This window comes from Paenisporosarcina sp., from assembly GCF_049671445.1.
Lineage (GTDB): Bacteria > Bacillota > Bacilli > Bacillales_A > Planococcaceae > Paenisporosarcina.
This window is the reverse complement of the sequence record NZ_JBATUX010000067.1, coordinates 1-24,573: the sequence shown is the minus strand read 5'-3', so window position 1 is coordinate 24,573 and position 24,573 is coordinate 1. Positions and strand designations below refer to the sequence as shown.

Below are 24,573 nucleotides of genomic sequence, written 5' to 3'. Positions count from 1 at the left end.
GCCTGACTTGATCAATTGAATTCGTTTCTCCATGTGTGTCACTCATCACTACAATACGCATCCACTCGCCCACCTTATCTCAACAAGTTTGGTAGTTCTTCTTCAATTTTCTTAATTGCATTTCCACGATGAGAAATAGCCGCTTTTTCTTTAGGTTGTAACTCCGCCATCATTTTCCCTAACTCTGGTACAAAGAAAATAGGATCGTAGCCAAAGCCATTTGTTCCTTTTCTATCATGCGCAATGACACCTTCGCATGTACCAAAGGCAGTTTTCGTTTCCATGCCTGGACCTGCTAGAGCAATTGCACAACAGAATCGAGCTGTACGTTTATTGTCATCTACATGCGCAAGTTCAGTCAATACTTTTTCCATATTGGCTTCGTCACTTTTATCAGAGCCAGCATACCTTGCCGAATAGACCCCTGGAGCGCCGTTTAACGCGTCGATTTCGAGTCCGCTGTCATCTGCAATAACAAACGTTTGCAAGCGCTCAGCAAGCGCCTCCGCTTTTAAAATGGCGTTTTCTGCAAACGTTGTCCCTGTTTCTTCTACGTCCATGTCTTGTGCTACATCATGGAGAGTCAAAACTTTAAAACCGTATGGATTAAAAATGGCTTCAAAGTCTTTTGCTTTGCCTTTATTCTTAGTAGCAATAATTACTTGCTTCATGATAAAGACCCTGCGTCTAAACCAATTCGATCGGCAATTTCACCGAGCACTTCTTTTTGAATCGATACTAATTGTTGAATTCCTACGTCACCAAGGTCAAGAAGTTCGTTTAATTGTTGTCTTGTAAACGTAGCTTCTTCTCCTGTGCCTTGTAATTCAACAAATCGACCTGAACCAGTTTGAACAATATTCATATCGACATTAGCAGATGAGTCTTCGACATAGTTTAAATCCAAGATAGCACCTAACGTATCGTCAATCCCTACGCTCGTTGCAGCTAAGAAATCCGTAACAGGGAAAACCGGCAGTTGTTTTTCATCTTGTAATTTGGCAATTGCCATTGTCATTGCAACAAACGCGCCTGTAATTGAAGCTGTTCGTGTACCACCGTCTGCTTGAATGACGTCACAATCAATCCACAATGTGCGCTCGCCTAAAGCTTCTAGATTCACTACTGCTCGCAATGCTCGTCCAATAAGGCGTTGAATTTCCATTGTACGTCCACCAATTTTGCCTTTTGATGCTTCACGTTGAGTTCGAGAACCAGTTGCTCGAGGTAACATCGAATACTCAGCTGTAATCCACCCTTTACCTTGTCCCCGCAAGAAATGTGGAACGCGTTCTTCAATTGTTGCCGTACAAATAACTTTTGTTTGCCCTACTGTTATCAAAACCGAGCCTTCTGGGTGTACCAAATAATTTGTTTCAATTGTTACCGGTCTAAGTTCTTTTATATTTCGTCCATCATGTCTCATATGTTAATTGCCTCCTTGAATACGTTCGCGCTTTTATCGTATCACATTTTCTGTAAACGAATCAAAACCCGAAGATTCCTTTTTCAAGGAATTCCGGGTTTTAGTGAAGCGATATTTGTTGGATCATTGGATTTGATATTTCAAGCCATTTGCTAATGGTAGTTTTAAACATGGGAATAGAACCCGTTGTAAAGAACATGTGAGGGTTCATATTCTCACCGTTTCTTTGCAGACTAAAATAACTTAGAATTTCTTCCACATCATCAGCCGTTTCTTGAGCAGACGATAAAACTGTCACATCCGGACCAACCGCTTGTTCTATATGATGTTGTAATAGTGGGTAATGCGTACACCCTAATATTAACGTATCAAACGATTCTTTTAGCAATGGTTCGAGTGTCTTGTTCACTAACTCTTTTGCAAAGTCACCTTCATATTCACCACTTTCAACAAGGGGAACAAATGAAGGACACGCAAGCGGTACGATATGACACGAAGATGATAAAGATTTCAAAGCTTGCTCGTAAGCGCCACTTTGAATCGTACCTGACGTGCCTAATATACATACTTCTGATCGTTTAGTAGCTTTAATTGCTGCTCTCGCTCCCGGGAAAATAACACCCACAACTGGGAACGGACATTTTTTTTGTAAAGATTCGAGTGCGACTGCTGTAGCAGTATTACATGCGACAACGAGCATTTTTATGGAATGAGCTTTTAATTCTTCTGCCATTTGCCAAGTAAATTTCCGCACTTCACTTGCTGAACGCGGGCCATATGGACATCTCGCTGTGTCTCCAATGTAGAGAAATTGCTCATTCGGCAATCGTCGCATGAGTTCTTTGACAACCGTTAAGCCGCCAACACCCGAATCGATCACGCCGATAGGTGCATTCACGAGACTCGCCTCAATCCTCTTTCATTTCTACATGAAGTTTTTGTAATAACATCGATAATTGTTGTACTTCTGGCGCCTCAAAATCAGACAAGATGTCTTGCAAATAATCTTGGCGTTTTTGAATTACTTCTTCAATGATACGCTCGCCTTCTTTTAATAAATGAATGCGAACTACACGTCGATCTTGTTCATCACGAACTCGCATGACGAGTTGGTTTTTTTCCATACGGTCAACTAAATCAGTTGTCGTACTGAAGGCTAAATACATTTTGGTCGAAAGGTCACCAATTGTCATATCTCCATGTTCAAAAAGCCACTGCAATGCGATAAATTGTGGTGGTGTAACTGTATAATTGCTTAAAATTTTGCGCCCTTTTTGCTTAATGATGCCTGAGATATATCGTAATTCTTTCTCTAAGAAGGCTACTTGTTCTTGATTATGTCTCTTCGAAATTTGCTCCGTCATTTGTAACTTCCACTCCCTGAATACATGTACTTGTATATTCATTGTGACGGCTTTAGTGGAAATTGGCAAGACCTACTCAGTCTAGAGCAAGTTCGCCCAGTCGTAAAAGTTCTAAGATTGCTTGAGATCTACCGGATACGCCTAACTTTTGGATGGTATTCGAGATGTGATTTCTCACTGTCTTTTCACTGATCTTTAGTTGAATAGAAATATCTTTCGTTGAATAATCACGCACTAACAATTGAAAAATCTCTCGTTCTCGTCCTGTTAATAATGAACGATGATGTGCTCTTTCTGACAAAATACGCCCCTCCTATCCACTCTTCCTTGTAACGTATGTAAAAAGAGGAGTAGCGGTGACGGCTAATTGGGTAGGAATAATGATTTTTCTTCTTCGCTCCAAGGTGAACCTTTTCCAGTGGCTTTATTAATTTGCACAATAGAACCTCTACCTGTGAAAACCGTGTCCCCTTTTTCATTTGTCGCATGGTAGTGGATGTCGACAGACGAATTCCCGACAGATGCAGCCTTTACATGAATTTGAAGTTTTTCATCAAAGAAAACTTGCTTCACATAATCACATTGTAGGTCTGCAACAACTGGGATCGTAAGTCCTTTTGGATTAAGCCAATCGTTCATTAAACCGATGTGTTTAAAATACTCAATTCGCGCAAATTCAAAATAAGAAAAATTATAGGTATTGTTCAAATGACCATACATATCCGTGTCACTAAAACGAACTTGAACAGGAACTGAAAAATGGAATCCACTTGCCCATTGCTCTGGATCTTGTATATAATCTGCACGCATACATGTTAGCCCCTTTATTTGAAAGTAATAAAATGAATGGTGATTCATTGTTATTTATTATTGTAACAAAGTTTCTTTAGAAGTGAAAAGATTTAATGGGAGATTCATAGTATTTAGGGATTTCGTTGCAACTTTGCTGTTTTCGTTGCAACTTTTGCTATTTGGTTGCAACTTTTCTGTTTTCGTTGCAACTATCCAATTCCCTCCTAATTCCACTCGATTTTCCTCACAAAAAAGCAGACTTTCGCGAAACCGCTGGGCTGACAAATTATGATTTTCATACATACCGTTTGTAGGATCAGGACATTTTTGGTTATTGTCTCAACTTTCATCAATATCGTCGCAACTTTTCGTATTATCGTCGCTACTTTTGTTCTTATTGTCGCAACTATCCAATTCCCTCCTAATTCCACATTCTTCACCAAAACAAAAAGAAGCCTCTCGCAACAGCGAGAGGCTTCCAAATTAGAACTCTTCTTAGTCAACCATGTGGTCGCTTCCGAAGAAGTTTTTGAACATTTGAACTGATGTATCACGGTTTAAAGCTGCGATCGATGTTGTCAAAGGAATTCCTTTTGGACAAGCAACTACACAGTTTTGCGAGTTACCACAATTAGCAAGTCCACCATCACCCATGATGGCATTTAGACGTTCGTCCTTATTCATAGCACCAGTTGGATGTGCATTGAATAATCGAACTTGTGATAACGGTGCAGGACCCATGAAATCTGATTTGTCGTTTACGTTTGGACAAGCTTCCAAACATACGCCACAAGTCATACATTTTGATAATTCATATGCCCATTGACGTTTGCGTTCAGGCATACGTGGACCTTCTCCAAGATCATACGTACCATCAATTGGAACCCAAGCTTTCACTTTTTTCAATGAATCAAACATGCGTGTACGATCTACAATTAAATCGCGAACGACAGGGAATGTTTTCATTGGTTCCAAGCGAACTGGTTGTTCTAATTGGTCAATAAGAGCTGTACATGACTGACGTGGTCTACCGTTAATAACCATAGAACAAGCACCACATACTTCTTCCAAACAGTTCATATCCCAGTTTACTGGCGTAGTTTGTTTACCGTCAGCGTTTATAGGGTTACGACGAATTTCCATTAAAGCAGAAATTACGTTCATATTTGGACGATAATCTAACTCAAATTTTTCCCAATATGGCGTAGCATCGGTTGTATCCTGGCGAAGGATTTCGAGAACGACTGTTTTAGTAGCAGTTGTTGTACTCATTATTAATTATCCCCTTTCGCTGAATAGTCACGTTTACGAGGTGCAATTAGAGAAACATCGATATCTTCATAATGGAAGACTGGCGCACCTGTAGCAGGATCGAACTTCGCCATCGTTGTTTTCATGAATTTATCGTCATTACGTTCTGGGAAGTCTGGTTTGTAATGAGCGCCACGGCTCTCATCACGGTTAAGTGCACCCAGTGTAATTACGCGAGCCAAGTATAGCATGTTTTTCAACTGACGCGTAAACGTTGCGCCTTGGTTCGACCATTTTTGTGTATCGTTGATGTTGATGTTGTTATAACGTTCAAGAAGTTCTTGAATTTTTTCATCAGTAGCTTTTAAACGATCGTTGTAACGAACAACTGTTACGTTGTCAGTCATCCATTCGCCAAGCTCTTTATGCAAGACATAAGCATTTTCAGTACCATTTAATGCCATTGTATCATCCCATTTTTGTTGCTCTTTAGCGATGTGTGCATCAAAAATAGTAGAAGGCATATCTTCAGCACGCTTGTCTAATTTTTTCATGTAATTTACAGAGTTCGGACCTGCAACCATACCAGCATAAATTGCAGAAAGTAATGAGTTCGCTCCAAGACGGTTTGCACCATGTTGAGAGTAATCACATTCACCTGCAGCAAAAATACCAGGAATGTTTGTCATTTGATCGTAGTCTACCCATAATCCGCCCATTGAGTAATGAACAGCAGGGAAAATTTTCATTGGCACTTTACGTGGATCGTCACCCATGAATTTCTCATAGATTTCAATGATTCCACCAAGTTTAATATCCAACTCTTTCGGATCTTTATGCGAAAGATCTAGGTACACCATGTTCTCACCATTAACGCCAAGCTTTTGATTTACACACACATCAAAAATTTCACGAGTAGCGATATCACGTGGTACTAAGTTTCCGTAAGCAGGATATTTTTCTTCTAGGAAATACCAAGGTTTTCCGTCTTTGTAAGTCCAAACACGTCCACCTTCACCACGAGCTGATTCAGACATCAAACGAAGCTTGTCATCCCCAGGAATCGCTGTAGGGTGAATTTGAATGAATTCACCATTCGCGTAATGTCCACCTTGTTGATAGATAATAGATGCTGCTGAGCCTGTGTTGATAACAGAGTTCGTAGATTTACCGAAAATGATACCAGGTCCACCAGTAGCCATAATAATCGCATCACCGCGGAAAGCACGGATTTCCATTGTTGTTAAGCTTTGTGCCATGATTCCACGACAAACACCGTCGTCGTCAAGAATAGCACCAAGGAATTCCCATCCTTCATACTTCGTTACAAGGCCATCTACTTCAAAACGACGAACTTGTTCGTCAAGTGCGTACAATAATTGTTGGCCAGTTGTTGCACCAGCAAATGCTGTACGATGGTACATTGTTCCACCGAAACGACGGAAATCTAGTAAACCTTCTGGTGTACGATTGAACATAACGCCCATACGATCTAATAAATGGATAATGCTAGGTGCAGCTTCTGTCATTGCTTGTACAGGCGGTTGGTTTGCTAAGAAATCTCCGCCATATACTGTATCGTCAAAGTGTTTAGCAGTTGAGTCGCCTTCACCTTTTGTATTTACAGCTCCGTTAATCCCGCCTTGCGCACACACTGAATGTGAACGTTTAACCGGTACTATAGAAAATAATTCAACAGGCGTACCTTGTTCGGCCGCTTTAATTGTTGCCATTAAACCGGCAAGTCCGCCGCCGACAACAATCAATTTACTTTTTGCCATGATTTCTCTCACTCCTCTTTTAAATAGTAATCAAGCGATTTTAAAGAAACTTTTTACACGAATGCAAGAAGTGAACGAACGCCGATTACTGTCAATGCTAAGAAGATACCGATCGTCACGTAAGTTGAAATGCGTTGTGACTTAGGTGATTGAGTGATACCCCAGCTTATCAAGAATGACCAAATACCGTTTGCTAAATGGAATGTTGCAGATACTACACCAACGATGTAGAATGCAAACATCAATGGATTTGCTAAAATATCAGCCATCATGTCAAAGTTAACTTCATCAGCACCAATTGCTTTTTGGAATCTTGTCTCGAATATATGCCATGCAATAAATACGACAAGAATAACTCCTGTAATACGTTGTAAAAAGAACATCCAGTTACGGAATGTACCATAACGCTGTGTGTTGTTTTTTGCTGTAAATGATATGTACACACCATAAAACGCATGGAACATTAGAGGCAGGTAAATAACAAACCATTCTAAAAATAATACGAATGGTAAACTTTCCATAAAGTGCGAAGCTTTGTTAAATGCTTCAGGTCCCTGCGTTGCAAAATGGTTAATAACCAAATGCTGTGCCAAGAACAATCCTACTGGAATAATTCCAAGTAAAGAATGTAACCGGCGTAAATAAAATTCACTATCTTTCGACAAGACTGTTACCCCCCTCATTACTAAAAATAGACAGACAAGTTCAAGCCTTCGTATGAACCGAAAGCAACATTGACTGAATATCTCATCATGGTACAATATTATGACATGTTTATTGTACTCCCATCATAAGGGAGCGTCAAGGCAAGGTAGCCTACTACACATGACTTAAAAATGCAGGATATTACTCGATTTCGCATCTTTTTCCTACCTTGTCCATGATTAATTCTTATATTAGTAAAGTTTATCGTTAATTTAGTTAGAAAGCGGGATTTAAATGACAATGACAGATACAAAAACAGTACCAGCTTTTGGATATGAATTAATTAGAGATCATGTACTTTCGACAATTTTAGGCAAGCATGAAGATGATATTTTATATTGGTCAGGAAAAGAATTAGCACGTAAGTTTCAAATGTTTTCTATGGAAGAAACAACTTCATTTTTTGAGGAAGCGGGCTGGGGTACGTTGACTCTTAATCGTCTCTCAAAAGATGAAGCATTTTATACACTCACTGGCGAACCAGATGCACTTCAAATTGACAAGCGTTGTTTCCGTTTAGAAGCTGGCTTTTTAGCGCAACAACAACAAAAATTAGGCGGTTTCTTGACTGAGTGCTTCGAAGAGAAATTTATTAAGAAAAACTTTATCCAATTTCATGTGAAATGGGATTTAAAAGAAAAAGTTTAATAGACTACAGCATGTTTGATGTTTTCCTACGTCGATCGAGATTTCTCCTACGTGAAGCACATTTTTCCCAACGTCGATGCTCATTTTTCCTACGTGAACCGTCTTTTTTCCTACGTCACTTTCTTGACCTCACACTGAATACTAAAAAGCTGACAGTTTCTTCCCAAAGAAGAAACTGTCAGCTTTTTTTAATCCCATTTAAATCTATCGCTCATTTGAGATTGATATTGTTTAAATGCGCTACTATTTGTTTGAATTCCTTTTTTCGATAACATCCGGTTCATTTGAGTTAGTTTTTCATTGTATTGTTGTTCCAACTCGGTTTTTTCTTTACCCAATGATTTTTTCATTTGATGTTGCAGATCGCTCATTTCTTCTTTAATAAATTGAGCTTCTTCATCATGGCCTGAGTTTTTCAAGATACGCATGACCATACGTATGTCTTCTGGGTAATGAGCAAATTCATCTGGTGGTAAAGGTTTTCCCGCGCCTGGTAAATTGTCAAACTGCCCATCAAGTTGTGCTTTTTTAATTAAATCCTCCACGATATGCCAGTTCATTTCCACCACTGCCTCTCATGATAATGACCTATATATTCCCATCATATCATGAAATCTCCTTATACTCGAACTGCAGTCAAACCATATTCATCATGCAAGGCATTCGTCGCTTTTAACATGTCACTTTCAGGGACAACCACCGACACTTTAATTTCTGATGTACTTACCATTTTCACTGGAATCCCTTCAATGCATAGTCGATCAAACATATGAGCAGCTACCCCTGGATTTGATACCATGCCAGATCCAACAATTGACACTTTGGCTAACCCGACTTCATAATTCATCGACTGATAACCAAGTTCAACTTTATTGCTTTCTAACACTTGAACTGCTTCAGCAAAATCTTCTTTTTTAATGGAAAATGACACGCTTGGTTGAATGCCTTCCATGATGCTTTGAACAATAATATCAACGTTTACATGATGTTTAGCAAGTGTTGTGAATATTTTCGCGAGAGAGCCGTTAAATGGCACTTCATATGCTACCGTCATACGAACAATCTCCGGTTCAAACGCAACACCGCGCACAATTAAGTTTTTCTCCAATGTGGGTTCCTCCAATAATATCGTACCTGTTTCTTCGCTTAAGCTAGATCGCACACTAAGTGGCAAGGAATAATTCTTTGCAAATTCAACAGCACGAGGATGTAATACACCCGCTCCTAAATTGGCAAGCTCGAGCATTTCATCATATGATAACTCCTGTAATTTCCGAGCACCATCTACGTAACGTGGGTCTGACGTATAAATTCCATCGACATCTGTATAAATATCACATTGATCCGCCTGAATCGCTGCTGCTATTGCTACAGCCGTTGTATCAGAGCCCCCACGTCCGAGTGTCGTAATTTCACCAAATGCGTCCATTCCTTGGAAACCGGCAACTACCACCACTTGTCCAGCAGTCAATGCTTGTTCAATACGGACAGTATCAATATGCTCGATTCGTGCGTTGCGATGAACTGCTTCTGTCCCAATCCCTGCTTGCCAACCCGTAAATGACACCGCATTTTGCCCCATATCTTGCAAAGCCATAGTTAGTAAAGAAATCGTCACTTGTTCTCCTGTTGATAACAACATATCCATTTCACGTTTTGAAGGTTCTGCTGATATATCTTGCGCTAATCGCATCAATTCATCAGTGGTTTTACCCATAGCTGATACCACCACAACAATTTCATGCCCTTTCGAAGTTTCGCCAATAATGCGTTTAGCGACGTTTCGAATTCGTTCTGTGTTGCCTACTGATGTTCCTCCAAATTTCATGACTATACGACTCAATGTAAAACTCTCCCTTATTTCCAAAGAAGCTAAAAAAGACAGCCTATCCACGAATATTCGCGAAAGGCTGCCTCCATGCATGACCGTTTTAAAAGAAACGTCCATGTGAAGATAGCCCTCCAGAATCGATTAGATTCTGACAATCCTGCATTTGTTCAATGCAAAACCAGTGCGACATTAGATACAGTCAATGTCGTACTTCGGCGAATTTCCCTTTCATCTACAGTCGAAGGATCTGTTCATCCTCATGCAGGCTACTGATGATTTTCGCACCTCTATCACCACTTAATAGATGTATGTTCAAAAGTACTTTTGAACTTTCATTAGTGATTCAATTTCAGTGAGTCAACAATATCATAAGATTACTCTTTTGACAATGACTCGTTTTTAAAGTATTCGGACATGGATTCTGCAATTTGCAAAGGCAATCCCGATCCTTTTAATTCTTCAACAGAAGCTTCTTTAATACGTTTTACAGAACCAAAATGTTTGAGTAACATTTTTTTACGTTTCGGGCCGATGCCTTCAAATCCATCCAAAGCCGAGGCAATAGTCTGCTTCCCTCGTTGTTGTCGATGGAAAGTAATCGCAAATCGATGCACTTCGTCTTGAATTCGTTGAAGTAAATAAAAGCCTTCACTCGTTCGTTTCAACGGAATGATTTCTGGAGGTTCTCCGTATAACAAAGACGAGGTTTGGTGTTTCGCATCTTTTGCTAGACCTGCAATAGGAATTGATAATCCTAATTCGTCTTCTATAATTTCTCGTGCGCTTTCCATCTGCCCTTTCCCACCATCAATGACTATTAAATCAGGTAAAGGTAGGTTGTCATTTAACACGCGTGTATAACGACGTCGAATTACTTCTCGCATCGCACCGTAATCATCATGACGTGCTGCGGTTTTTGTTTTGTATTTACGATAGTCTTTTCTATTCGGTCTGCCATCTATAAACGAAACCATCGCTGAAACCGCATCGGCCCCATAAATATGAGAGTTATCGAATGCTTCAATTCGAAGTGGCGGTGCAATGTTCATGGCTACACCTAGTTCTTCTACCGCACCAATCGTTCGTTGTTCTTGGCGGTCAATAAGCTGGAATTTCTCTCGTATGGCAATTTCGGCATTTTTAGTCGCTAATTCAATCATTTGCTTTTTCTTTCCACGACTTGGAGAAGCGACTTTGATTTCAAGCAATTGCTTAGCTAATTCTAAATCAACTGAAAGCGGCAACAATACTTCCTTAGGTTTTATGTGATGAGGTTGATCATAAAACTGACCTAAAAATGTTAAAAATTCATCATCAGGATCTTGTATTAACGGAAATACCGATACATCTCGTTCTATTAGCTTACCTTGTCGCACAAAGAAAACTTGAACACACATCCACCCTTTATCGATGGCATAGCCAAAAATATCACGATCCGTAAAGTCATTCGTCGTCATTTTTTGTTTTTCCATGACCGTTTCAATATGTGTGATTTGATCACGGTATTCTTTTGCACGCTCGAACTCCAAGTTCTCTGCAGCTGAAGACATTTTTTCAGTTAGTTCTTGTTTGACTTGTTGATATCCACCATTTAAAAAACGTGTAATTTCATCGATAATTTGGCGGTAGGAATCTTGCTCAATTGGTTTTACACAAGGTGCTAAACATTGACCTAAATGATAGTACAAACAGACTCGGTCTGGTAAAGTCGGACATTTTCGCAATGGATATAACCGATCAAGTAGTTTTTTCGTTTCACTCGCGGCATAGGCATTCGGATAAGGACCAAAATATTTTCCTTTGTCCTTTTTGACTTGTCTGGTCGTAATTAATTTCGGATGTTTTTCACCTGTTATTTTTATATAAGGATACGTTTTATCATCTTTTAACATAATGTTATATTTCGGATCATGTTTTTTGATTAAATTTAATTCTAAAATAAGTGCTTCAATGTCAGAAGAAGTCACGATATATTCAAAGTCTACAATTTCATTGACGAGACGTTGTGTTTTCCCATCATGGCTACCCGTGAAATATGAGCGCACACGGTTTTTTAATACTTTTGCTTTACCAACATAAATAATCGTACCCTGTCTGTCTTTCATTAAATAAACACCAGGATGGTCTGGTAAAATTGCGCATTTTTGTTGAATTAATTCATTCATAATTGTCATCACCTGTTGAAAAAAAACCGGGTGCCCATGGGTACCCGGTTTTTAATATTATCTTACTATTACTTTTATTACTGTTTACTAAGCGTGTTTATTAACTAGTTCTACTAATGCTTCTTTCGGGTTAAAGCCAACTACTTTATCAACTGGTTGCCCATCTTTGAAAAGTACTAATGTTGGAATTGACATAATTCCGAAGTTGCTAGCAGTTTCTTGGTTAACATCAACATCAACTTTTACAATTTTAACTGTTTCGCTCATTTCAGCATCTAATTCCTCTAAAACTGGAGCGATCATTTTACATGGTCCACACCAAGGTGCCCAAAAATCTACTAATACTAAACCATCTGAAATTTCACTTGAAAAACTTTGATCAGTTCCGTGTACAATTGCCATAAAAAATTCCTCCTTCAAATACAAACTCTAAACGAAGTATAGCATCTTGAATTTAACGCTACTACTTTTTTGCTCAACCTTTTTAAAGTTAAAATGAACAGGGTGAACACTCAACTTTCTTGTGTTCAAGCATTTAAGCAGAAGCGATATGAATCATGTACCCTCTTCTCCTCAATTTCGAAACAAACGTATTATAACAATTCATCTGCTTTATCGTACATTTGCGATGACCGCACGTTCCGCGAGAGCCAACAAGTATGAAAACCACATACTTGTGGGTCTCACACTTCACACTCTTGCCATGCTATGCGCAAATGCACTCTATCGTTATCTTTTTCAATATTAAAAGCATTCTTTAACAAAAAAAGGACAGCATAGTTAGTCCCTAAGTTTAGAATATAATTCTTTTTTCTACAACAAAATTTGACAATTATAACCAGTTACTATTATCTGATTCCACATGAAGACTTTATAAGTTTATTGGAGTGGAAGATGGCGACTCCTGCGGGAATAGCATGAGCTGAAGACCCCACAGACGAGCTTGCTCGTCGAGGAGGCAGAGGCCATGCCCGCGGAAAGCGTCCATCTGCAACTGAAATCTACCCCACTAAAAAAAAGGAAACTGCCCTTAGTCATATGTTACGACTCTTAGGACAGCCCCTTTATGTAGAATTAATTAGCTTTTAGTTTTTTGAATTCTTCCGTCAACATTGGGATGACTTCGAATAAATCCCCAACGATTCCGTAATCAGCCACTTTGAAAATATTCGCTTCAGGATCTTTGTTGATCGCAACGATAATTTTCGAGTTAGACATACCCGCTAAATGTTGAATCGCACCAGAAATACCTGCTGCAATATACAAATCAGGTGTTACTACTTTACCAGTTTGACCAATTTGTAGTGAGTAATCACAGTAATCAGCGTCACATGCTCCACGAGATGCTCCAACTGCTCCACCTAAAAGGTTTGCTAATTCTTGTAATGGTGCAAAACCATCTTCACTCTTCACGCCACGACCACCAGCAACGATAACTTTCGCTTCTGATAAATCAACGCCTTCAGTTGATTTACGCACGACTTCTTTAATAATGGTACGAAGGTTCGTAATGTCAACAGAGACAGCAGAAACGTCTCCAGAACGGCTAGAATCATGTGCTAGAGGCTCGATGTTGTTAGGACGAATCGTTACAAAATCAATGCCGTCTTTGATTTTCACTTTTTCAAACGCTTTACCTGAGAAGATTGGGCGAACAAATACAACATCTGCGCCTTCGCCTTCGATAGAAGTTACGTCAGAAATAAGACCTGATTTTAATTTACTTGCTACTTTAGGAGATAAATCTTTCCCTAGTGCAGTGTGTCCGAAAACAACTGCGTCTGGTTGCTCACTTTCAACGATCGCCATGAATGCTTGGCTAAAGCCGTCAGAAGTATATGTTTTTAAATGTGGATGCTCAACAGTTACCACACGGTCTGCTCCATAATGAATCATTTCAGTTGTTAGAGATTGTACAGAGTCTCCTAAAAGAACAGCTACAATTTCTCCACTGCCTGAAATTTTCTTAGCTGCAGCGATAGCTTCAAAAGATACATTACGTAAAGCGCCTTCACGTGCTTCACCTAATACGATTACTTTTTTTGTCATGATGTGTTTCCCTCCAATTACAAAATCTTTAGTTTAAATTAAATAACTTTTGCTTCTGTACGAAGTAATTGTACTAATTCTTGTACTTGGTCAGATAGATCGCCTTGTAATACTCGACCCGCTTCTTTTTTAGGAGGCATGTAAATTTCAATTGTCTCCGTTTTAGCTTCAACATCATCTTCATCGATATCTAAATCATCTAATTCTACTTCTTCTAACGGTTTCTTTTTCGCTTTCATAATCCCCGGTAATGAAGGATAACGTGGTTCATTCAACCCTTGTTGTGCTGTAACTAAAAGTGGCAATGAAGTTTCAATTACTTCAGAATCGCCTTCTACATCACGAACGATATTAACTGTCGTACCATCTATTTCTAATTTAGTAATAGTAGTTACATAGTTGATGTCTAATAAGTCAGCAACACGTGGTCCAACTTGTCCAGATCCACCATCAATTGCAACGTTACCAGCTAAAATTAAGTCTGCATTTTTGTCTTTAAGGTAATCAGCTAAAATTTGAGCAGCTGTAAATTGATCCATTTCATCTAAATCGTCTTCAGTATTAATAAGAACTGCTTTGTCAGCGCCCATTGCAAGTGCTGTACGAAGTTGCTTTTCAGCTTCTTCTCCACCCATTGTTAAAACAGTCACTTCGCCGCCGTGAGCTTCACGAACTCGGATTGCTTCTTCGATTGCATATTCATCGTAAGGATTGATGATGAATTCTGCGCCGTCTTCTTGAATCTTGCCACCTGAAACGACAATTTTTTCTTCTGTATCAAATGTACGTTTTACCAACACATAAATATTCATGTTGCAAACCTCCCAATACTAGTGATTATTTTCCTTTGAACAATGGTTCACGTTTTTCAATAAAAGCAGAAATTCCTTCTTGAGCGTCTTCAGAGATGAAAACGGTTCCAAAAGACTGTGCTTCAGCTTTCACACCTTCATTATACGCATAAGTCTTCGCGTATTGTAGCATTTCAATTGCAGCCTTCATGGCAACTGGACTTTTTTTCGCAATTTTCGTCGCAAGTTCCATTGTTTTCGCAAGTAACTCTTCTTCTGCAAAAGCACGGTTTGCAAGGCCCCATTTAACGGCTTCTAAACCGCTTATCGGTTCGCTCGTTAACAACATTTCTGCTGCTTTAGGCATCCCCACTAAACGAGGAAGTCGTTGAGTTCCAGCAAAACCTGGAATTAAGCCAAGCTGTAATTCAGGCAATCCTAGTTTAGCATTTTCAGATACGATACGCATGTGACAACTCATTGCAAGTTCAAGTCCGCCACCTAGAGCAGCACCATGAATAGATGCGATCACTGGTTTCGAGAAGCGTTCTAGACGTTCAAATATTTCTTGACCACTAGCAGCTAATGCTGAGAATTCTTCTCCTGTTTTAATTTGAGTAAATTCTTTAATGTCTGCACCAGCTGAGAAGAAACGACCTTCTCCGTGTAAAACAATGACACGAACACTTTCGTCATGCTCAACAGCATCCATTAATTCATTTACTTCGACTATAAGGGCGCGTGATAATGCATTCGCTGATGGTCGATTAATCCTTACTTTCGCAACGTGATTTTCTACTGTCCAACTTAAAAATTCCATAGACGTCCATCCCTTCACTTATGCTTTCATACCACCGAGTAATAATTTATGAACTTTAGGAGCTAATTTCATCAAATCATACTTCTGTTCGTTCATTACCCAAGTAGTAATCGTCTCATCAATTGTACCAAAGACCATGTGTCTCGCAAGACGAATATCCAATTCTTCATTAAATTCGCCATTTTCAATACCTTCAATCAAGATATCATCAAGTAACATAAGGTACTCTTTTAACACTTCATTAATTTTCAAACGAATTTCTTTATTGGACTGGCGTAATTCTAACTGAGTCACGATAGCTAAATGATGATCTGTCGCTAGCACACGAAAATGATTTTCTACCATTTTCAATAGTTTGTCTGACGAAGTTGTGCCATCCTTAATAATGTTTTGCAAATTATCAACAAAAAGACCCATTTTTTCTTGGAAGACTGATATTAAAATATCTTCCTTATTTTTAAAATACAAATAAATGGTTCCGTCAGCGACGCCTGCTTGTTTCGCGATTTTGGAAACTTGCGCTTGGTGATACCCATTTTCCGCAATCACGACTACGGCTGCGTCGATTATTTGTTTAAACTTCGGTTTGTCTCGTTTCAAAGATATCACCACCAAAAAAAAGAATTGTGAATGAACGTTCATTCACAATTCCATCTTAGACTGAAGAACTACTGTTGTCAAGATATGTTACGTAGTCGCACTTGCTTCTTTAAGTTTTTCTTTTTCTTCTTCTACTAATGTACGGCGAAGAATCTTCCCTACTGCAGTTTTCGGTAACTCTTTTCTAAATTCATATATACGAGGAACTTTAAATGATGCTAAGTGCTCCCTACAGAATGCGTTTAACTCTTCTTCAGTAACTTGTTCATCTTCTTTTAAAACAATGTAAGCTTTAACGGTTTCTCCACGATAAGGATCTGGTACTCCTACTGCAACACATTCTTGAATGGCCGGATGTTCATATAGTACTTCTTCTATTTCACGCGGATAAATATTGTATCCACCTGCAATAATCATATCTTTCTTACGATCTACTACATAGAAGTAACCTTTATCATCCATATACCCCAAGTCACCAGTTAATAACCAACCTTCACGCATTGTATGTTCAGTGTCTTCTGGTCGATTCCAATAGCCTTTCATAATTTGCGGACCACGTACACAAATCTCACCAATTTCGCCTACTGGCATTGGGTCTGTTGAATCCACTTGGAAAATAGCTGCATCTGTATCTGGCCATGGAACGCCAACTGATCCTTTAATGCGTTCATTTGCCCATACAAAGTTAGCATGCGTAACAGGAGATGACTCTGTTAAGCCATAACCTTCTACTAACTTACCACCTGTAACTTTTTCGAATTTTTCTTGAACTTCAAGTGGTAACGGCGCGGAACCACTTAAACAAGCTTCGATAGATGATAAATCATACTTCGCGATGTCCGGGTGATTTAATAATCCAATATAAATCGTTGGAGCACCTGGGAATAACGTTGGTTTTTGTTTATCAATGGTTTTCAAAGCTGACTCAACATCAAACTTAGGTAATAGTACCATGCGGTTTCCAAGCATGACAGATAAAATTAACACGGTCGTCATCCCGTAAACATGGAAGAATGGGAGAATTCCTAAAATTGTACCTTCGCCTTTTTTACTCTTGTATAGCCAAGCATCACACATCGTAGCATTTGAAATTAAGTTTTTATGCGACAACATAACGCCTTTAGGGAATCCAGTGGTACCCCCTGTATATTGCAAAATCGCCACATCTTCTTCAAAGTCAAAAGGCACATCGATTTTTTCAGCTTTCCCTACTTTCATCACTTCAGGGAATAAGTGATTCATTCCTCGATGTTCTACTTTGACCGTAAAACCATATTGTTTCTTTTGCACGAATGGATAAAGCAAATTTTTCGGGAACGGTAGGTAATCTTTAATACCGGTAATAATCAAGTTTTCTAAATCAGTTTCTTTTATCACTTTAGAGATACGTGGGTACAAGATATCGAGAGAAAGAATGGCTTTTGCACCAGAGTCTTTCATTTGGTACGCAATTTCTCGTTCCGTATACAGTGGATTGGTTTGAACAACAATAGCCCCTGCGTACAAAATTCCATAATACCCAATAACATTTTGAGGGCAGTTCGGTAACATAATCGCAACACGATCACCTTTTTGGATGCCAAGGGATCGTAGATAATTAGCAAACTTTAAAGAAGATTCATAGAGCTCTTGATACGTAATATCTTTCCCTAGAAAATGAATGGCAACTTTTTCTGGATAATTTTGATAAGCGCGTGTCAAATACTCTTGAACTGGAATTGCTTCATACGATAGTGTATGCGGTATTTCGGGTGGATATTGCGCCAACCAAGGTTTTGTTGTCATTTTCTTTTTCCCCCTTTTTTATAATCGTTTGAATATTCCTATTCTATATTATAGAGAAACATGTATCCGCTTTCAATTTATATTAAAAAAAGCATGGGACATTTTACATATCCCATGCTACTTTTGTCATTTTCCATATAAATAGATGATGCCAACAATGAAAAATCCGATACATACCACAAGTAAAACTTTTGCTAATTTTTCCACTACTACCACTCCTAAGAAATACTCGCACCGATAACAAATGACAATCCAACAGAAATGGATAGAGAAATGAACCCAACAGAACGATTATCATTTTCAATCTCACGATCAATATTGAATTTTGGGGTTAAAAATTCGAATAAGAAATATGCGATGATGAGTAAGCCGAACCCGTATAAACCCCACCCCATCATTTCTGGAAGTGAATTATGATTTTCGATGGAATATCGAAAAATATTCGCTACACCAAAAATTTTACCTCCAGTCGCCATTGCAACTGCGACATTACCTTTTTGAATCTCTTGCCAGTTTTTATATTTCGTAACGATTTCAAACAATACCATCGTCAATATTAAACACAACACAACGACACTAAAATATCCAGCCGTCTCTACTAAGGGATGTTGCCAAAAATTCATACTTAACATATGTTTACTCCTTCAAACGTTTCTAGCTTTTACGTATGAAACGCGATTTGGTTTCAAATACCTGAAACCAAAACTAAATAGTAGCTAGAACAGAGCCATTTATTTTAATTCTACGATGGTAACACCATGTCCGCCTTCGCCCGCTTCACCAAATCGATACGTTTTTACACGCGAATGATTTTTCAAGAACTGTTGAATTCCTTGTCTTAGTGCACCTGTTCCTTTGCCGTGAATAATCGAAACTTGATGATAACTAGACAAAACAGCATCATCAATGTATTTCTCAGCTCTAAGAATGGCATCTTCAAATCGTTCTCCACGTAAATCTAGTTCTAATTTTACGTAAGTATCTCGACCTTTAACATGGGACATTGCAACTGTTTGTTTTTCCTTTTCTGGTTTCAGATACTCCAAATCAGATTCAGCAACTTTCATTTTCAAAATCCCGATTTGGACACTCCATTCCGTGCTTGAAACTTTATCCAACAAGATTCCCTTTTGACCATAACTCAAGACTTTTACTTCATCACCTTTAGTTAAAGTCATTTGGCGCGCTTTAATTTGTTGTTGTTTCTTCAATACCGTATTTTCTGGAGTTGCTTTTTCCAAACGTTTTCGGACATCAATTAATTCATGGTCTTTAATAACATGTGCCGCATTCTTTTGCATGGCTCGAAGTTCTGCAATGATGCCTTCTGCTTCTCTTCTTGCTTCGTCTACAATTTTACGCGCCTTATCTTTAGCCTTTTGTTCGAGCTTCTCTTTTTGATCTTCAAGTTGTTGTAATTCAGTCGACAAATCAGCTTTAATCTTCTCTGATTCAATGCGTAATAAACTGGATTGTTCTGCATCTTTTTCAGATTGTTTACGGCTGACTTCAAGCGAAGCAATCATCGATTCAACTTCGTGACGGTCTGTCCCTGTAAATGATTGAGCATGTGTAATAATATGTTTTGGCAATCCAAGTCGTTTTGAAATTTCAAATGCATTACTGCGACCAGGTACCCCAATTAATAATTTATACGTCGGACTTAATGTTTCTACATCAAACTCCACACTAGCATTCGCGACACCTGGTCGGTTATAGCCGTATGCTTTTAATTCTGGATAATGAGTCGTTGCCATGACCAGCGCACCTCGACCATGAACTTCATCTAACAAGGAAATAGCAAGTGCTGCCCCTTCTTGCGGGTCTGTACCCGCTCCAAGTTCATCAAATAGCACTAAGCTGCGCTCATCGAATTTCGATAAAATATCAACAATATTGACCATATGAGACGAGAATGTACTCAAGCTTTGTTCAATTGATTGCTCGTCACCGATATCGGCGAAAATCTGGTCAAATACGGCCACTTCAGAACCATCTAATACGGGAATAGGTAGGCCAGCTTGTGCCATTAATGTGCAAAGACCTACTGTTTTAAGCGTAACTGTTTTACCACCAGTATTTGGTCCAGTAATGACAATAGCCGTGATATCATCGCCAAATTCAATGGTATTCGCAACTGCTTCTTCAATATTCAATAATGGATGACGGGCTTTTACTAATCGAATGATACTATTATCGTTGACTGTTGGTTTCGTACATTTATGGGCTTGACCATATTTTGCTTTTGCTAAAATAACATCAATTTCCCCTAATATTTGGACTAGACCAAATAACTCATGCGCTACGGTTTGCACTTCTAGTGATAAGGCCAAAAGAATCCGCTCGATTTCTTCTTGCTCTTTCATTTTCAGTCGACGAATTTCATTATTCGCTTGCACGACTGCATCAGGTTCAATAAATAACGTTTGCCCTGATGATGATTGATCATGAACAATTCCGCCATAGTTTCCACGGTATTCTTGTTTAACCGGGATTACAAAACGATCATTTCGTATGGTGATAATAGAGTCTGATAACATTTTTGAAGCATTTTTACCACGTGTATAACTTTCTAATTTTTCACGAACTCGGCTTTCTTGAGAACGTAATTGCTGACGAATTGTTCGCAACTGTGTACTTGCACTATCTAAAACAGCTCCATTATCATCAATACACGCAATGATTTCATGTTCAAGAGATGTTAAGATTGGTAGTGCTTGTTTTCGTTCGATAAAGTACGGGATTTTAATATCTTCCGATTCTTCTACTGCTTCAAGAAATTGACGTAATATACGACTGGCACGAATGGTACTCGCTATTTCCATTAGTTCAGTTGGACTTAACATACCGCCTATTTGCGCTCGTTTCGCATGTCCTCGCACATCAAAAATGCCACCCATCGGTACGTTTCCACGTACGCGTAGAAGATCAAGACCTTCATCCATTTCATCTAACAATCGTTTGACTTCCTCTAAGACGATAGAAGGTTCAAGTAAATCTAATTGTGCTCGACCTAGTGAGGATGTACAAAAATTCGCAACTTGGTCTCTCACTTTATCAAATTCGAGTGTTTTCAATGCGCGTTTGGTAATCATTCAAAACACCTCCTTAATTTATATAATGACATTTAATCGTTTAAGTAATTCTTCAATTTATCATAAGACCATGTATTGACAATCAAGTCTTCTTTTAACCATGCTTTTTGTGCATATTTCACGCCGATTTCCATGAATCGTAACTGTTCTATAGCATGTGCATCTGTATTGATGGCAATCGGTACGTTTAAGTTTTGAGCTTCAATTAAATATTCAGTAGCTAAATCTAGTCGATGCGGGTTCGCATTTAATTCTAGAATTTTGCCATATTCAGCAGCCCACTTAATTAATTGTGAAACGTCTGGTTCATAGCCATTACGTTGACCAATAATACGCCCAGTTGGATGAGCAATCATATCGACATGTTTATTTTTCATCGCTGTAAATAAACGTTCCATTATTTTTTCTTGTGGTTGGCTAAAACTTGAATGAATCGAAGCGATAACAAAATCGAGTTCTGATAGAAGGTCATCATCAAAATCTAGCGAACCATCCGGTAAAATATCCATTTCAGTACCCGCCAAAATGTGAATGGATGGATACTCCTTTTGTAATTTACGAATTTCTTTCATTTGGTCGCGTAAACGTTCAGCAGATAAACCATTTGCTACACGTAAATAATGTGAGTGATCTGTAATCGCCATATGAGTGTACCCTTTTGCCACACATGCTTCAACCATTTCACGCAAGGTATGAGCACCATCTGAATGGGTAGTATGCATGTGCAAATCCGCTTTAATCGATTCCACATGGATGAGATCTTTCAACTCATCTTGTCGGTCAAACTCTTTTGAATCTTCACGGACAGCGGGTGGAAAATAAGGAAGTCCAAAATGCGCAAAGAAATCATGTTCAGACTCAAATGTTAGATTTGAACCATCCTCCTGCTCCACTCCGTACTCACTAATTTTCTTCCCTTGAGATTTAGCGATTTGACGGAGCTTAACGTTATGATCTTTTGAACCAGTGAAATGATGAAGCGCTGTTATGTATGCAGCTGGTTCTACTAAACGGAAATCAACATCAATTAATTCTTCTAAATCAATGGTAACTGAAACTTTTGTATCTCCTGCCGCAATAATTTCCTTAACGGGTAACTCTTTTAATAGTGCTTCTCTCACTGCAACTATATCCCTAGTGGCAATGATGAAATCGAGATCTTTACTCGTTTCCTTAACTCGGCGAAAACTACCTGCCACTGAAAATTTGTCAATCTGCGTGATTTTAGTTAAGATGTCTTCAATTACTAGCACTGCCGTCTCGAAACGCCAAATAGGTAAACGGTCTGGCCTAGATTCAAACTGATCTAATTCTTTCAAGATTTTCACTTGTGTCTTTTCGCCAAAACCTGCTAATGACGATACTTTTCCATCCACACAAGCTTGTTTTAAAGACTCTGCAGAATCTATGCCGAGTTCTTGATATAACTTCGCTATTTTCTTGCCACCTAAACCCGGAAGTTTTAATAGAGGCAATAAACCACTTGGTACAGATTCTTCTAAAACTTGCAGTTCTGAAGACTTTCCTGTTTCTTTCAATTCTTCAATAACAGCAGCAGTCCCCTTGCCAATGCCTTTTAATTTGGTGACATCTTCTATTTCTACTAAGCTTCTCGCATCAAGTTCGAGAGCTTGTGCCGCTTTACGGAATGCAGAGACTTTAAATGGATTCTCACCTTTTAATTCCATATATAAAGCAATTTTATCTAAAGTTCGGATAACGACTTTTTTATTCATCTCTATTCCTCCAGTCTTTAAGCCATTCTTAGAGAAGTGGACTTTTTAAACTACCTCTAAAAAAAACTCCTCTCGGGAAGAGAGAAGTTATCATTCAGTATAGATGTACCACCAATTTTTAACCGTCTCTGATATAAATGGAGTATTTGTAAGCATAGACTCAGCTAGATTAGAGTTTTCGATTAAACTTTGGAAAGGTTCGATTGGCAATAATGCCACTACATAAATTAAGATAAATAATAAAACATAAAATTCAATAAATCCTAAAATTGCTCCAGTGATTTTACTGATGAAGCCTAACACTGGTAAGTATGATAGGAAGTCAAACATGGATGCAACTAGTTGCAATGCAAATTTTACAACAAAAAAGATAAGTGCAAATGCAATTAATTGATAGAATGTTTGATCCAAATCAAGGCGATCAATTGCAAATGTAAGCCTTGAACTCGAATCTACTGTTGGATATGGAATCCATAACACAAATTTCTCTGCGAGTGGTTTATAATACGTGTAGGCAACTACAAGCGCAATGATAAAACCAGTCATATGTATCAGTTGGACAATTAGTCCACGTTTAGCACCTACGAATAACCCTATTAATAAAGCAAGTAAAATAATAATATCTAACATTTATTCAGCCCTTTAACCTTTTGATTTCTTCTTCTAGTTGTTCAAGTTGTTCTTTTAATTTAACATAATCATGCACCGAATTAATAGCAGTAAGAACTGCTAGTTTTGCGCTATCTAATGAGGGATTGTGCGAATTAATTTCTCGCATTTTATCATCAACCATTGAAGCAACTAGACGCATATGACCGCTCGTTTCAGAACCGACCATTTTATACATTTGCCCATAAATATCTACTGAAACTCGTATTTTATGTTGCTCTGACAAAGGGTAACCTCCTCATCAAAATCCTAGTATATATCATACCATGAAATAGCTAGACTTGGGAATACACACCATTAGAAAGGAAAGTGATTATGTCAAACGAAGTACTTTTGCTATCAACATCTCAAATGAAAAATGTGATGTCTCATTATGCTACTAACCGAATTGAGCGCAATGCGCCAGGAGTCATCTTTGCTGCCAAGCTATCAGACACTTCTATTACTGCTTATAAATCAGGTAAAGTTTTGTTTCAAGGTGGAGGTGCGACTAGAGAAGCGATGCGCTGGGGTACGACTCAAGAAAAATCTGCTAAAAAAATTAGTTCAGCAAAAGGCGATACCTTGCCAGAAGATTTTGCTTTGAAATCAGTACTTGGTTCGGACGAAACTGGAACTGGTGATTTTTTTGGTCCCATGACGGTTGCGGCTTGTTACGTGCCTGCGGAAAAAATTGAACTCATACAATTTCTAGGTGTAAAAGACTCGAAAATGTTAACAGATGATTTGATGCGCAAAATTGCTCCTGATTTAAAAGATGCTCTTACTTACAAAATTTTGGTACTTGGCAATGAAAAATATAACACGGTGCAAGCAAAAGGCTGGTCTCAAGGAAAAATAAAAGCCTTGTTACATAATCAAGCATTGAAACATGTGCTCACTAAAATTGCTCCTGAAAAACCTGAATTCATTTTAATTGATCAATTTGCTGAACGTGGTATTTACTACAACCATGTGAAAGCCGAAAAGGAAATTATTCGTGAAAATGTCTTGTTTTCAACGAAAGCTGAACAACTTCACGTCTCGGTTGCAGCTGCTTCCATCTTAGCTCGCGTCGCGTTTTTA

At 38.6% G+C, this 24,573-nt stretch carries 25 protein-coding genes and 1 riboswitch; of the genes, 2 read left to right on the top strand and 23 right to left on the bottom strand.

Annotation, left to right across the window (positions count from 1 at the left end):
* Nucleotides 1-74: 74 nt before the first annotated feature.
* From WBG45_RS09280 to WBG45_RS09240, 9 genes are all read right to left on the bottom strand, one after another.
* On the bottom strand, nucleotides 75-671 hold the full coding sequence (locus WBG45_RS09280; RefSeq protein WP_424413969.1) for an XTP/dITP diphosphatase: 597 nt from the start codon (nucleotides 669-671) through the stop codon (nucleotides 75-77).
* Nucleotides 668-1,426, bottom strand: coding sequence for a ribonuclease PH (rph, locus tag WBG45_RS09275; RefSeq protein ID WP_424413967.1), 759 nt, complete (start codon nucleotides 1,424-1,426; stop codon nucleotides 668-670). Before rph ends, WBG45_RS09280 begins: the two co-directional genes overlap by 4 nt.
* Before the next feature lie 100 nt (nucleotides 1,427-1,526).
* Complete coding sequence (racE, locus tag WBG45_RS09270; protein ID WP_424413965.1) at nucleotides 1,527-2,324, bottom strand: glutamate racemase; 798 nt, start codon at nucleotides 2,322-2,324, stop codon at nucleotides 1,527-1,529.
* Between the two features lie 10 nt (nucleotides 2,325-2,334).
* Complete coding sequence (locus tag WBG45_RS09265; RefSeq protein WP_424413973.1) at nucleotides 2,335-2,790, bottom strand: MarR family winged helix-turn-helix transcriptional regulator; 456 nt, start codon at nucleotides 2,788-2,790, stop codon at nucleotides 2,335-2,337.
* A 76-nt stretch (nucleotides 2,791-2,866) separates the two neighbouring features.
* The gene (locus WBG45_RS09260) at nucleotides 2,867-3,091 is read right to left on the bottom strand and encodes a helix-turn-helix domain-containing protein (protein WP_024534303.1); all 225 of its coding nucleotides are present in this window, start codon (nucleotides 3,089-3,091) and stop codon (nucleotides 2,867-2,869) included.
* A gap of 62 nt (nucleotides 3,092-3,153) precedes the next feature.
* Nucleotides 3,154-3,600, bottom strand: a complete 447-nt coding sequence (locus tag WBG45_RS09255) for an acyl-CoA thioesterase (RefSeq protein ID WP_424413963.1) — start codon at nucleotides 3,598-3,600, stop codon at nucleotides 3,154-3,156.
* A 477-nt stretch (nucleotides 3,601-4,077) separates the two neighbouring features.
* Nucleotides 4,078-4,854, bottom strand: a complete 777-nt coding sequence (sdhB, locus tag WBG45_RS09250; RefSeq protein WP_424413961.1) for a succinate dehydrogenase iron-sulfur subunit — start codon at nucleotides 4,852-4,854, stop codon at nucleotides 4,078-4,080.
* 2 nt (nucleotides 4,855-4,856) lie between these two features.
* Nucleotides 4,857-6,614: a succinate dehydrogenase flavoprotein subunit gene (sdhA, locus tag WBG45_RS09245; RefSeq protein ID WP_424413959.1), complete on the bottom strand. Its 1,758-nt coding sequence runs from the start codon at nucleotides 6,612-6,614 to the stop codon at nucleotides 4,857-4,859.
* Between the two features lie 53 nt (nucleotides 6,615-6,667).
* On the bottom strand, nucleotides 6,668-7,297 hold the full coding sequence (locus WBG45_RS09240) for a succinate dehydrogenase cytochrome b558 subunit (RefSeq protein WP_424413958.1): 630 nt from the start codon (nucleotides 7,295-7,297) through the stop codon (nucleotides 6,668-6,670).
* A gap of 256 nt (nucleotides 7,298-7,553) precedes the next feature.
* Between WBG45_RS09240 and WBG45_RS09235 the strand changes: the two genes are divergently transcribed.
* On the top strand, nucleotides 7,554-7,967 hold the full coding sequence (locus tag WBG45_RS09235) for a YslB family protein (RefSeq protein ID WP_424413956.1): 414 nt from the start codon (nucleotides 7,554-7,556) through the stop codon (nucleotides 7,965-7,967).
* Nucleotides 7,968-8,155: 188 nt separating this feature from the next.
* Here WBG45_RS09235 and WBG45_RS09230 read toward each other — a convergent pair whose 3' ends face one another.
* From WBG45_RS09230 to zapA, 14 genes are all read right to left on the bottom strand, one after another.
* The gene (locus WBG45_RS09230; RefSeq protein ID WP_424413971.1) at nucleotides 8,156-8,527 is read right to left on the bottom strand and encodes a DnaJ family domain-containing protein; all 372 of its coding nucleotides are present in this window, start codon (nucleotides 8,525-8,527) and stop codon (nucleotides 8,156-8,158) included.
* A gap of 59 nt (nucleotides 8,528-8,586) precedes the next feature.
* Complete coding sequence (locus tag WBG45_RS09225; protein ID WP_424413954.1) at nucleotides 8,587-9,810, bottom strand: aspartate kinase; 1,224 nt, start codon at nucleotides 9,808-9,810, stop codon at nucleotides 8,587-8,589.
* Between the two features lie 104 nt (nucleotides 9,811-9,914).
* A riboswitch (Lysine riboswitch) is annotated at nucleotides 9,915-10,096 on the bottom strand.
* A 76-nt stretch (nucleotides 10,097-10,172) separates the two neighbouring features.
* On the bottom strand, nucleotides 10,173-11,963 hold the full coding sequence (gene uvrC, locus WBG45_RS09220; protein ID WP_424413952.1) for an excinuclease ABC subunit UvrC: 1,791 nt from the start codon (nucleotides 11,961-11,963) through the stop codon (nucleotides 10,173-10,175).
* Nucleotides 11,964-12,050: 87 nt separating this feature from the next.
* Nucleotides 12,051-12,365 (bottom strand): thioredoxin, encoded by a 315-nt coding sequence (gene trxA, locus WBG45_RS09215; RefSeq protein ID WP_424413950.1) that lies wholly within the window; start codon nucleotides 12,363-12,365, stop codon nucleotides 12,051-12,053.
* A gap of 672 nt (nucleotides 12,366-13,037) precedes the next feature.
* Nucleotides 13,038-14,012: an electron transfer flavoprotein subunit alpha/FixB family protein gene (locus WBG45_RS09210; protein WP_424413948.1), complete on the bottom strand. Its 975-nt coding sequence runs from the start codon at nucleotides 14,010-14,012 to the stop codon at nucleotides 13,038-13,040.
* Between the two features lie 38 nt (nucleotides 14,013-14,050).
* Entirely contained in the window at nucleotides 14,051-14,824 is a 774-nt protein-coding gene (locus WBG45_RS09205) for an electron transfer flavoprotein subunit beta/FixA family protein (RefSeq protein WP_424413946.1), read from the bottom strand.
* Between the two features lie 25 nt (nucleotides 14,825-14,849).
* On the bottom strand, nucleotides 14,850-15,623 hold the full coding sequence (locus WBG45_RS09200; RefSeq protein ID WP_424413944.1) for an enoyl-CoA hydratase: 774 nt from the start codon (nucleotides 15,621-15,623) through the stop codon (nucleotides 14,850-14,852).
* A gap of 18 nt (nucleotides 15,624-15,641) precedes the next feature.
* Nucleotides 15,642-16,223: a TetR/AcrR family transcriptional regulator gene (locus WBG45_RS09195; RefSeq protein ID WP_424413942.1), complete on the bottom strand. Its 582-nt coding sequence runs from the start codon at nucleotides 16,221-16,223 to the stop codon at nucleotides 15,642-15,644.
* Nucleotides 16,224-16,310: 87 nt separating this feature from the next.
* Nucleotides 16,311-18,008, bottom strand: a complete 1,698-nt coding sequence (locus WBG45_RS09190) for a long-chain-fatty-acid--CoA ligase (RefSeq protein ID WP_424413940.1) — start codon at nucleotides 18,006-18,008, stop codon at nucleotides 16,311-16,313.
* A gap of 218 nt (nucleotides 18,009-18,226) precedes the next feature.
* Nucleotides 18,227-18,640: a DUF350 domain-containing protein gene (locus tag WBG45_RS09185; RefSeq protein WP_024534287.1), complete on the bottom strand. Its 414-nt coding sequence runs from the start codon at nucleotides 18,638-18,640 to the stop codon at nucleotides 18,227-18,229.
* A gap of 99 nt (nucleotides 18,641-18,739) precedes the next feature.
* Nucleotides 18,740-21,103 (bottom strand): endonuclease MutS2, encoded by a 2,364-nt coding sequence (locus WBG45_RS09180; protein ID WP_424413938.1) that lies wholly within the window; start codon nucleotides 21,101-21,103, stop codon nucleotides 18,740-18,742.
* Nucleotides 21,104-21,135: 32 nt separating this feature from the next.
* A complete protein-coding gene (polX, locus tag WBG45_RS09175) occupies nucleotides 21,136-22,839 on the bottom strand; it encodes a DNA polymerase/3'-5' exonuclease PolX (protein WP_424413937.1) in 1,704 nt (567 codons plus the stop codon).
* A gap of 90 nt (nucleotides 22,840-22,929) precedes the next feature.
* On the bottom strand, nucleotides 22,930-23,469 hold the full coding sequence (locus WBG45_RS09170) for a CvpA family protein (RefSeq protein WP_424413935.1): 540 nt from the start codon (nucleotides 23,467-23,469) through the stop codon (nucleotides 22,930-22,932).
* Nucleotides 23,470-23,473: 4 nt separating this feature from the next.
* Complete coding sequence (gene zapA, locus WBG45_RS09165) at nucleotides 23,474-23,734, bottom strand: cell division protein ZapA (RefSeq protein ID WP_424413933.1); 261 nt, start codon at nucleotides 23,732-23,734, stop codon at nucleotides 23,474-23,476.
* Between the two features lie 89 nt (nucleotides 23,735-23,823).
* Between zapA and rnhC the strand changes: the two genes are divergently transcribed.
* Nucleotides 23,824-24,573, top strand: a 750-nt coding sequence (gene rnhC / locus WBG45_RS09160) for a ribonuclease HIII (RefSeq protein ID WP_424413931.1), incomplete at its 3' end; no start/stop codon positions are given.

Bases quoted from the DNA above. Each gene is read 5' to 3' on its own strand.
- WBG45_RS09280 (WP_424413969.1), bottom strand. From the start codon at position 671: ATGAAGCAAGTAATTATTGCTACTAAGAATAAAGGCAAAGCAAAAGAC.
- rph (WP_424413967.1), bottom strand. From the start codon at position 1,426: ATGAGACATGATGGACGAAATATAAAAGAACTTAGACCGGTAACAATT.
- WBG45_RS09265 (WP_424413973.1), bottom strand. From the start codon at position 2,790: ATGACGGAGCAAATTTCGAAGAGACATAATCAAGAACAAGTAGCCTTC.
- WBG45_RS09255 (WP_424413963.1), bottom strand. From the start codon at position 3,600: ATGCGTGCAGATTATATACAAGATCCAGAGCAATGGGCAAGTGGATTC.
- sdhB (WP_424413961.1), bottom strand. From the start codon at position 4,854: ATGAGTACAACAACTGCTACTAAAACAGTCGTTCTCGAAATCCTTCGC.
- sdhA (WP_424413959.1), bottom strand. From the start codon at position 6,614: ATGGCAAAAAGTAAATTGATTGTTGTCGGCGGCGGACTTGCCGGTTTA.
- WBG45_RS09240 (WP_424413958.1), bottom strand. From the start codon at position 7,297: ATGAGGGGGGTAACAGTCTTGTCGAAAGATAGTGAATTTTATTTACGC.
- WBG45_RS09235 (WP_424413956.1), top strand. From the start codon at position 7,554: ATGACAATGACAGATACAAAAACAGTACCAGCTTTTGGATATGAATTA.
- WBG45_RS09230 (WP_424413971.1), bottom strand. From the start codon at position 8,527: ATGAACTGGCATATCGTGGAGGATTTAATTAAAAAAGCACAACTTGAT.
- uvrC (WP_424413952.1), bottom strand. From the start codon at position 11,963: ATGAATGAATTAATTCAACAAAAATGCGCAATTTTACCAGACCATCCT.
- trxA (WP_424413950.1), bottom strand. From the start codon at position 12,365: ATGGCAATTGTACACGGAACTGATCAAAGTTTTTCAAGTGAAATTTCA.
- WBG45_RS09210 (WP_424413948.1), bottom strand. From the start codon at position 14,012: ATGACAAAAAAAGTAATCGTATTAGGTGAAGCACGTGAAGGCGCTTTA.
- WBG45_RS09205 (WP_424413946.1), bottom strand. From the start codon at position 14,824: ATGAATATTTATGTGTTGGTAAAACGTACATTTGATACAGAAGAAAAA.
- WBG45_RS09200 (WP_424413944.1), bottom strand. From the start codon at position 15,623: ATGGAATTTTTAAGTTGGACAGTAGAAAATCACGTTGCGAAAGTAAGG.
- WBG45_RS09190 (WP_424413940.1), bottom strand. From the start codon at position 18,008: ATGACAACAAAACCTTGGTTGGCGCAATATCCACCCGAAATACCGCAT.
- WBG45_RS09185 (WP_024534287.1), bottom strand. From the start codon at position 18,640: ATGTTAAGTATGAATTTTTGGCAACATCCCTTAGTAGAGACGGCTGGA.
- WBG45_RS09180 (WP_424413938.1), bottom strand. From the start codon at position 21,103: ATGATTACCAAACGCGCATTGAAAACACTCGAATTTGATAAAGTGAGA.
- polX (WP_424413937.1), bottom strand. From the start codon at position 22,839: ATGAATAAAAAAGTCGTTATCCGAACTTTAGATAAAATTGCTTTATAT.
- WBG45_RS09170 (WP_424413935.1), bottom strand. From the start codon at position 23,469: ATGTTAGATATTATTATTTTACTTGCTTTATTAATAGGGTTATTCGTA.